Genomic DNA, 9720 nt, shown 5'->3' with positions numbered 1-9720 from the left:
GAATGGACGTTCTCGTTCTGAATTGTTCTTGCCGTTGCTTCGTATCGATTCGGAGATGCGCACGAGCCCTGAGAGCCCTGTGCGTGTTGACGGTTGTTACGTGACAACCGTGGACCTTTGGACTTCCGGTGAATCCCCCTAGCACCAGTTCACAAGTCCAGCAAGCAAGGGCGGCGACCAAGCATTTTCCGAATCTCGGGGGCTATGGGCTAGATTATGACGTTCCTCCCATGTGAAGAGTCGGAGCCCAGGGACGCCTACCTTTAAAGCATCGTGCTAGCAGTCCAAGAATGCAGATTTTGTGATCGGGCGGACCGCTCATGTCCTTGCAACGAATTCCTCAAGACAGTCGCTGCTCGCCATGTGGCAAGTAGTAAGTCAGCCGGTACTCAGGCTAGCGCCAACATGCCCAAGCGCCGCTGCTCCATGGGAGGTGATGGAACCGCGAATGTAGCTCCCCCATATCCGTCTGCGGCCAACCTGAAGGGCGTTGGCAGAACGGCCTACACGACGTGGGCCCATCCAACGCCTCGGCCTAGCAGACGGCTGCCGCAGCAAGCCGGTAGTGGTTGCATAACACGTGAGCGATAGCGCACTTTCAACGCTTCCCGCCGACAAGGACCTAGCGCCGATCAGAGACGTAACCCCACACACCAACAGTCTTCTACGAAGAAACGACCGGCCGAGCCGGCTCRTTTCACGAAAATCCAAGTCAAAACCGTTCCAGCGGACCTGGCCTGGCTGATTCAGGAAAAGCAGCTGCGCCTATCGGGCCTGTTTCTTATCATGAAGCGGTTGGCCACGCTGGTTGACGCTCTCCGCGGCATGACGTTGGGTCGGGCCTATGGCGCAACTTGGAGCGTTGACGAAGCCTCCTTGGTGATCTGGGCCAACGGCGTGACCTCCGCGCTGCCACAGGCACGTGCCCTCGAACACCTGGAAGTTATGCTCACCCTATGGAGCCGGCTGCCGGCGACGGACCCTCCAGGATCCTCGCACTAGGCCCCTTCGCAAGGCGATCGACGAGCACCTGGCAGCCGCTAGGACGATCCTGCGTGGCCGGCTGAGGACGGTATGAACGCCAGCCGCACAGCCGCCTTGGACCGCAGTCTCGGTCAGTTCGCCCGTACTCGAGCTAGCGCCAATTTGCCAGGGGCTGCAGAACCTTGAACGCACAGATCGCAGGCTCCACAGCAGCCGCTTGGTGCCGTTATCAACAGCAATGTATGCGCCGGACTGTGCCCGGAAATGTGGAAAGTTATATACTGAAAATTCGTATAGAATGTGGCTCCGGCTGCCCGTTTCGATCAACGCACGTCCTGCCGATCAACGGCTGGCAGGGAAGGGCGGGTATCGCTCACCAGGGCGCGTATCGCCGGAACAACTTGGCTTTGAGCGACACACTCCGTGCTCCAAACTTGGGCTGGGCCAGCTCAGAAATGGAACGCACCAATGTGACCGAGCGTATCGCTGCCTTCGATCACCGCGTCGTAGCTCCCGGCGCGGCCACCGCGCCGGCGGTATGTGGCAAGCGCATGGCGTGACAGAAGCCGCTGCAGACAATCCCAATGATCAGAGCGTTGAATGTGGTTGCCGACGGCAGGATCGATCCAGGACGCCAGCCAGGCGATGCGCGACGCGAACAATCGGGTGCTGATTAACGTGTGGCGCGGCCGGCGGGGGATGAAGCCCGGATAGCCCTGCATATCGAATTCAGGGATGGCCCAGATCGCGTCGTGATGCCCGATCCGGTTGCGGACGTCACGCACTGCCCGGAGCAGCCGGACGATACGTTCGCGAAACTGCTGAGAAGCGTAGATCGTTCCCGCCGGCGCAGCTGGAAAGGCCAGTGTCAGCGCTCTCGCCTGCAGTCCGTTGGGGTGACTTGCTCGACCTAAGCCGTTCACAAGCTGTTCCCAGAAACCGAACGACAGTGCGGCAACAATGTCGTCGTGGCCAACGGCGCGCCCCCGCTTGGACCGACGGTCAATGATCTTCTCGATTTCTTTCTTGTCGATCGAAGACATCGAATGTGGCGTTTTCGGGACTGGCGCACCGGCGTGAACGGGCCCGGAGATCGGTAACATCCAGGGTGCGGAATCCGTCGAGGCGTAGAATTGAGAAAGGCTGCGATGCAACGCATTGCGCAGCGACACCTCGAAGTCACCGAGAATGGGCAGTAGGGCGGCAGCGACCGCTTGACACCAGCTGTAGCTGCCCATGAGATCGGTGCTCGACCGGCTGTCGAAGAAGCGTTGAACCGTGGCCAGGCGCGGCGCTGTGAGGTGATTCTGCATTGATAGGGCGACGAGGGACGTGTGGGTGCCATGATACGGCACTCAACACTCACCATAGAAATGCCTGAACGGATACTTGATAATCAGGTATAATCCACTATGAGACGGGGGTGGTCCGGGATTCCGGACGTGCCTCCGTAATTAGAGTCAGAACCCCGCGCAAGCGGGGTTTTGGCTTTCTAGGGCCGTCTTCATCACAATCTCCAGAGCGAAGAGGGCGGCTACATCGTCGAAGCCATGCGGTATGCCTCGCTGAGGTCGTGGTTCGCTAGTGCTTCTAAGGCCAGAGGTTGCCCCTGATCCCTTGACGAAGCGGACCTGACCAGCCGACGCATGATGCGGCTGGCCAGCCAGGTCGGCAGAGTTGTCCCCCGATTCTGGGCGAGTCCTCGGCGTCGTGGTTACCCCGTCGCGCTGGGGGCGAACCCGCCGCTCGGCAGGCCAGGCTGCACCACCGCAGGACGCCGGCGGAAACGCGGCCTCCCTGTGTCGCCGTCCTCGCCTCGCCGCCGGCCTGACCCGGCCGACGAAGGCCCGGCCACCAAGTGAATAGTCAGCGAGCTCGAACTGGATGGGGACGGCAACGGCTTTGCCGTTGTGCAGATTAGAGAGGGGTGGCACTGCAGCCGCTTGGCGGGGCTGGCCACCGCTCACCCGACCCGAGCTTCGACGGGGCCACCATCAGGCCGACGCCATTGGCCCCCGCAGCCGGACCCTCTCCTGGCCGACTCGCCCCGGGGCATTTCAAGACACTCGGGTGCTGTCCATCGCGGTTGCGATGATACCCATTAGTACCGTCCAAAGCACCTCGTGCTGGCAATACATCGTCACTTCCCATCGGGTGCCGTCCGGTCGCACGACGCTCTGTAAGCGGCCTGTGCAGACGACGTCACGCCTCCGTAAGGGTCCCAATCCCAGCTCGACGCGACACCCCTCAAGTTCTTCGATGACCCGCTCCATATTGAGCTTGCAATGCTGACTCCGCGTCGCCGCGGAAGTCGTCATAGAACGGACACCGCGAGCGCTGCCTCGGCAGCTGGCAGGTCGAATAGCCGGCAGATGTGGTGCAGGTTGGCGCGCCGGACGCCCCACCCGTCGATCGGCGCGTCGCCATCCTGGTGTGGCTGTGCTCGACACTCGGCACGCGGGCCGTCATCGACCCCAGAGTGCCAGGGGGGCGTCGGTGGAGGGCGTCGGAAAACACCCCGGCACCCAGGGTGGGATCCGAACCGCTTCCGCCCGTCGGGCCCGGGCAGTTCGTTGGCCACGAGCCGTCCCTCGGTGGGCAACACGTGGCTGCCGCCCGGCCAGGGTGAAGGCGCTGGTGGCGGTTGGGCCAGATCTGCCGCGTCCACATCGGCGGTCGGACTTCCACAGGGGATCAGGTGTGCGAACGGCGCTTGGGCCTGGCGACATCTGTTTTTACGTTTTACCAGTACATGATTACCTTAATAATCATGCACTGCGAAAATAAGGTACGCATGACCCCTTGCGCCGGAAGCGTCTCGCGCTACAATGGCGCACATCGCCCGCTAGGCCTTGCCCACCTTGGTCACCCACCTTGGCCGGGGCGGTGGCTGCCCCGGTCCGGGTCACGCGACCGCACGCAACCTTATGGAGCCCGCGACCATGCGCTTCCTGCCCGCCCGATTCGCCGTTGCGGCCATTGCCGCCGTCTTGCCGCCGGCCATTGCGCTGGCCGCCAGCGCGGTCCCGGACTGTCAGACGGACGCGCTGTGGCGCTTCGATGCCGCTTGCCTCGCCACAACCCGCAGTGACCTAGATCAGCAGCAGGCCAACGCATTGGCAGCGCTGCGCCAGGCGGCCGACCCGCGCCGGCGCGAGCTGCTCGCGTCCGCGCAGGCCGCCTGGACCTCCTACCGCCAGGCGCAATGCGAGAGTGAGGCCGACCTTGCCCGGGCCATGCACGCCGACGATGGGGCCAAACGCACCATGGCGCCCTCGGACCGGCTGCGCTGCGAAGTCCGGCTCTCGGAAGCCAGGCTCATGGAACTGCAGGCGTTCGCCAAGCGCGCGTCGCGCTGAGATCGCGCCGCGCTGCTGCCTTCCTCCGTCGCCAAGACTGCCACGACCATGCCCTTGACCGCTATCCACACGCTGACCGGCGAGCCGATCGATTCCATTTCCTGTTCGCCGGACGCGTGGGCTGCGCTGCGCCGCCTGCCCGTCGGCACGCTGGTGATGAAGGGCAACCGCCAGCCCGCGGTGCTCAAACGCAGCATTCGCGGGCTGCAGTTCTTCGCGCACCCGCCGGGCGGGCGCGATCCAAATTATCAGCCGGAGTCGCCCATGCATCTGGAGATCAAGGCCGAGCTCGTGCGGGGGCTGCGCGCGGCCGGCTACCGGGCTGCGCCGGAGCAGGGTGGGACTTCGCCCTCGGGCGAGGCATGGGAAGCAGATGTGCTGGCCGAGGGCGAGGGCCGGAAGGTGGCCTTTGAGGTGCAGCTGTCGCCGCAGACGCTGGAGGAGTACGAGCGCCGGTCGCTGCGCTACCACGCTTCCGGCGTCGAGGTGGTCTGGCTGATCCAGGGACACCATTACCACGCCTTCAGCGATAGCCTCTATTATCGGGACCCCGCGCGCGCGTGCCGCTATCCCGGACATGCCGACTTTCCCGCGTTTCCTGTCCGTGCCCACAATGCCAAGCACCACTCCGGGACTGTGGCCGGTGCGGAAGTGGTGGTGTGGCCGCGCGATCGAGCGGTGGCCAATCTCTGCGTGGCGGCGTTCGCGACTGGCTTCCTCCGCGCCACCCCGCTATTTTTGGTAGGCACCGGCTGGGTCTGGCAGGCTGCGGCGACTTGACGGCACCATCACCATGACCACGACCATCCCGGCTGCCTCGTTGCCTACCGATTCCGTCACTGTGGCGCCGCCAGCCGCCGCGCCCCGTCGCCGCCGGCGCACGGTCACGCGACGCCATCTGCACCGCGGCCACTTTGGCTTCCTGCGCGCCATCATCCAGGGCCTGCATGCCCGTCCGATGTGGGAACGCTACCTGCTGGACGAGGGCGAGATCGAGGCGGAAGCCGAGCTTGCCGCCCGCGGCCCGGGCGGGGTGGACGACGAACTGCCGGCGCAGGACCGCGCCGCACGGAGCTTTGCTGGTCACCCCAAGGTGCGCCGTGTCACGGCCTGGCTGCGCGGCGAGCTGGCCGCCGCCGCCGGCCGCGCGGAGCGCTATGGCATGGCCCGGCTGGTGCGGGTCGACTTCCGCCAGATCGGGCGCCCGGGCGAGGGCCTGCCGTCGCTGGAAGACTTCGCCGCCGAAGCCGGCCTCGACGGCTTCTCCCAGGCCGAGCAGCAGGAGGCGTACCGCACCCGCTTCGGCCGGGCGCTCGAGCGGGAGGCGAAGCGCGCCGCACTAATGCGCCGGCAGCTGGATGCGGTCGACTGGCTGGAGGGCAAGTACGCGCAGCCGGTGCTGGCCGGCGACGCCTGCCGCGCGTGGCTAGCCGACACTCTGGCCACGCGGCTGGAGGCGGCGGGCGTGGCCACGCTCTCCGACCTGATCGACCGCATCAACAGCCTGGGCAGCGGCTGGGCGCGCAGCCTGCCGGCGATCGGGGCCGGCAAGGCCCGCGCGGTCGAGGCCTTCCTGCGCACCCATGCCGAAACGCTCGGCAAGGGCATCGGCGCCCACGTGGCGGTGCCGCGCCGCCAGCGCTATGCGCACGAGCTCGCGGCGGTGGTGCCGCGCGGATCCCGCGCGGGCGCGCTGGTGCCCCTCGACAAGCTGATCCTGCCGGCCGAGCTGGATGGCCGCGCCGGCGCCTACCGCCTGCCGCAAGCGCGCTGCCTGATCGGCGCCCACAACGACTATGAGGCGGTGCTGTCCTGGCTGCGCTCCAAGGCCGGCCTGCCGCCCGAGCAGGTGGCACGGCTGCGCGAGCGCCGCCGCGACCTGGCCACGCTGCCGGGTCCGCTGGACTGGCTGCACTACCTGTCGCACACCCAGCGGGGCTACCGCCGGGAAGCCGAGCGCTTCCTGCTGTGGGCGCTCGTGGTGCGCGCCAAGCCGTTGTCCTCGATGGACACCGACGATTGCCTGGCCTACCGTGACTTCCTCGCGGCGCCCCCGGCGGACTGGTGCGCGCCGCGCTCGCGCGAGCGCTGGAGCCCGGTCTGGCGCCCCTTCGAGGGGCCGCTGTCGCTAGCGGCGCAAGCCCTGGCGGTGCGGATACTGACCAATCTCTACCGCTACCTCAACGACAAGAACTACCTGGCCGGCAACCCGTGGCAGGGCATCCATGTGCCAAAGAGCGTCAAGCCGAAGATGGACACGGGCCGCAGCCTGACCGAGGAGCAATGGGCCTTCGTGTCCGGCTGCCTCGCGCGGCTGCCGCCAAGCTCGGCCAACCAACGCCTGCAGGTGGCGCTGCCGCTGCTGTACGCCACCGGTCTGCGCCTGTCCGAGGTGGTGTCGGTCACCACCGACGACCTCGAATGGGTGAGCCTGCCCGGTGCCAAAGGCGGCGGCACCAAGGCGCGGGAGGAGGGCTGGTGGCTGACCGTGCTCGGCAAGGGCAACAAGCCGCGTCGGGTGCCGGTGCCGGAGGCGGCGATCGAGGCGCTGGGACGGTACCTGGTGGCGCGGGGCTTTGCCGCGGACCCGGCGGCGAACCGGATCGCGGGCGGCGTCGCGTTGCTGGGCCACGCCACCGACCAGGCCGAGCGGGCGCCGTGGGCCAAGGCCGATCGCGCCGGCGCGCAAGCCGCGCTGGCCGCCACCACGCTGTACCGGCAGATCAAGCGCTTCTTCCAGGCCTGCGCCAGCGAGCTGGACCTGGTGGATGCGCGCGGCGCGGCGCGCCTGCGCGCCGCCAGCACCCACTGGATGCGGCACACGCATATTTCCCACGCGCTCGCGGCCGGTGCGCCGCTGGAAATGGTCCAGCAGAACGCCGGCCACGCTTCGCTCGACACAACTACCCGATACATCACTACCGAGGATGCCCGGCGCATGGCGGCGATGAAGCGGTTCTTCCACGAAGGGAAGGCCCAATGAAGAATGCCCCCTTGACCAGACTTGGCCTCATGACGAAGGTGCAGCGCCGCTTCATTCTCGCCATGAACCAAGCGGGCGCACGCTACGTGGTTATCGGCGGGAAGGCGATGCAGGGACTTGGTATTCTCAGACCGACACATGACTTGGATGTTTGGATGAGCACTACTGGATTCACACCGAACCAGGTTCACGCAGTCCTACGTGGCCTAGCCGGTGCGAGTTCGGAAAGTCTGCTGGACCGGCTCCACAAGTCCGGTACGCGGGCGGCGCTCCCGAATGAGATGGCGCCCGACATCGATATCCTCACGTCGGTGGGCGACATGGATTTCGATGAGATGTATGTCGCCAGCCAACCGGTACGTTTCGGAGCCACCGTGTTTCGGATACCCAGGAGAGAGGATTTGATCCGAACAAAAGAGGCCGGCATCAACTCGTTAACGGAGCGCATCGTCGCTGGCGTTTGGGTGGCGACCGACCTGGAGAAGGCCCAGGCGGCGGTTACGCGCGATATGGCAGACATCGAACTGATCCGCAACAGCGGCGGGTAGCATTTGGTGGCGGGTGCGGCAAGCGGCTGCAYGCCGCCAGCACGCACTGGCAGCCTCCACACCCGTATTTCCCACGCGCTGGCCACCGGGGCGCCGCTCAAGATGGTGCAGCAGATTGCCGGACACGCCTCGCTCGATACCACCACGCGCTACGTGACCACCGAGGCGGCGCGACGCATGGAGGCGATGCAGGCGGTGTGGGATGCCGGCAAGAGTGAATGATCGTGCGCCCCCAAATCGTTGCACTTTTCCGACTCCCAAAACGTTATACCTATGTCTCTTGAGATCGAGCGCGCCGCAGCCACGGTGTGGATCCGTGTCCAGATGGCCAGGCACGGCCTGACCTTGACCGACCTGCAGGCAGCCGGCTGCTTTGCCGAGAACGCGCCGCCGGCGGCACCCGCGCCGACGCGCATCTACCGCAACGCCGAAGGGCAGAAATGGGACGGGCAGGGCGAGATGCCGGCCTGGCTGCACCGGGCGGTCAATGCGGGGCAGTCGGTCGAGCATTTCCGCGTGGGTTGAAGCTACGCGCCCGACCAGGCCGAGCCGGCGCCGTCACGCCGCACAGGCATTTTTCCGAGGACGCCAAGAAACTAGCCGGTTTATGATGGAAAGGAGTGCTTGCCGTTTCTCTCTCGTAATGCAGCTCGAAATCGAGCGTATTCCGAGATTGGAGAAACCATGCACATCAAGCGCGCCAAGACCCTCAAGCCTTCCCAGATCCGCCATTTGCTCCGCGTGACGGAGGCCACCAGCCGGCACCCGGAGCGTGATGTGCTCATACTGTTGCTGGGATTCACCTGTGGCATGCGGGTGTCAGAGATCGCTCGGATCGAGGTGGCTGACGTACTTCAACCGCCTGGCCAAATCCGCGAAGAGGTGACCTTGCGGGCCTCGATCACGAAGGGATGTCGCCAGCGCTGCATCTATTTGAGCCACCCGAAGACAGTCGCGGCCCTGGAACGCTACATCGAATTGCGGTGGGAAAATGACAAGGGCGCGGCGATGGACCGCCGCATGTATCGCGGTCTTATGCCCACCCCTTTCAAGGTGACGAAAATTAGGGCACCCTCCGTGTTCTCGAACAGAAACCGGAGTCAATGGCGTGGTACTGGACGCAGTRGTGGAACGCTTTCTCGAACACAGCCCKRTYAGCGTGATGGCGCGCCTGGGGTTGCAACGCGCCCTKGATCCGGCCTGGATCGACGARTTGTTCGAGCAAGAGCGTGAAACGCAGTACACGCGSGAGTTATTGTTCTCGACGACGGTGGAAATCATGTCGCTGGTCGCCGTGGGGCTGCGCCCGTCGGTGCATGCGGCAGCCAAGGCCAGTCCGGCGCTGCCGGTTTCCATCACCGCGCTGTACGACAAGCTMAGCCGGACCGAGCCGGGGCTGGTTCGTGSCCTGGTGCAAGGCAGTGCGCAGCGGYTGGGGCCGGTCGWGCAACCGATGTTGCGCAAGCAGCCGCCATCGGTGAATGGCTATCGCCTGCGCATCGTGGATGGCAGCCATTTGCCGGCGAGCGAAAAGCGCCTGAAACCATTGCGGGGGTTTCGGGGTGCGGCCTTGCCAGGGCAGTCATTGGTRGTCTATGACCCGGACACGGCGATGATCGTCGATCTGGTGCCCTGTGAAGATGCGCAYGCCCAGGAGCGGGCCATCATGGAAACCCTGCTCGCATCGGCCCAGCCGGCCGAACTGTGGATCGCCGATCGCAACTTCAGCACCCGGGCGATTCTTGCCGGGTGGCAGCGTCGCGGCAGCGCCTTCATCGTGCGGGAGCACGGCCGCAATCCGAGCCCCAGCGAGCTGGAGCCGTTACGCGAAATGGGCCGGGTCGAA

At 65.6% G+C, this 9720-nt stretch carries 8 protein-coding genes; 7 read left to right on the top strand and 1 reads right to left on the bottom strand.

Annotated elements, in window-relative coordinates; genetic code table 11:
- Positions 1-1433: 1433 nt before the first annotated feature.
- A complete protein-coding gene (locus AC1DKD_RS35050; RefSeq protein WP_477103182.1) occupies positions 1434-2297 on the bottom strand; it encodes a hypothetical protein in 864 nt (287 codons plus the stop codon).
- A gap of 1629 nt (positions 2298-3926) precedes the next feature.
- Here AC1DKD_RS35050 and AC1DKD_RS35045 point away from each other — a divergent pair.
- The 7 genes from AC1DKD_RS35045 to AC1DKD_RS35015 form a co-directional block, all read left to right on the top strand.
- Positions 3927-4343 (top strand): lysozyme inhibitor LprI family protein, encoded by a 417-nt coding sequence (locus AC1DKD_RS35045; RefSeq protein ID WP_400094968.1) that lies wholly within the window; start codon positions 3927-3929, stop codon positions 4341-4343.
- Positions 4344-4397: 54 nt separating this feature from the next.
- Entirely contained in the window at positions 4398-5123 is a 726-nt protein-coding gene (locus AC1DKD_RS35040; RefSeq protein WP_400094966.1) for a competence protein CoiA family protein, read from the top strand.
- A 13-nt stretch (positions 5124-5136) separates the two neighbouring features.
- Positions 5137-7326, top strand: coding sequence for a phage integrase family protein (locus AC1DKD_RS35035; protein ID WP_477103183.1), 2190 nt, complete (start codon positions 5137-5139; stop codon positions 7324-7326).
- On the top strand, positions 7323-7874 hold the full coding sequence (locus tag AC1DKD_RS35030) for a hypothetical protein (protein ID WP_477103184.1): 552 nt from the start codon (positions 7323-7325) through the stop codon (positions 7872-7874). Before AC1DKD_RS35035 ends, AC1DKD_RS35030 begins: the two co-directional genes overlap by 4 nt.
- 273 nt (positions 7875-8147) lie before the next feature.
- On the top strand, positions 8148-8399 hold the full coding sequence (locus tag AC1DKD_RS35025) for an H-NS family nucleoid-associated regulatory protein (RefSeq protein ID WP_477103186.1): 252 nt from the start codon (positions 8148-8150) through the stop codon (positions 8397-8399).
- Between the two features lie 159 nt (positions 8400-8558).
- The gene (locus AC1DKD_RS35020; protein ID WP_477144304.1) at positions 8559-9107 is read left to right on the top strand and encodes a tyrosine-type recombinase/integrase; all 549 of its coding nucleotides are present in this window, start codon (positions 8559-8561) and stop codon (positions 9105-9107) included.
- Positions 9037-9720, top strand: a 684-nt coding sequence (locus AC1DKD_RS35015; RefSeq protein WP_477144305.1) for a transposase, incomplete at its 3' end; no start/stop codon positions are given. The genes AC1DKD_RS35020 and AC1DKD_RS35015, both read left to right, overlap by 71 nt.

It is taken from the genome of Cupriavidus sp. 05T313, from assembly GCF_056396665.1.
This window is presented reverse-complemented; position numbering and strand designations above follow the sequence as displayed.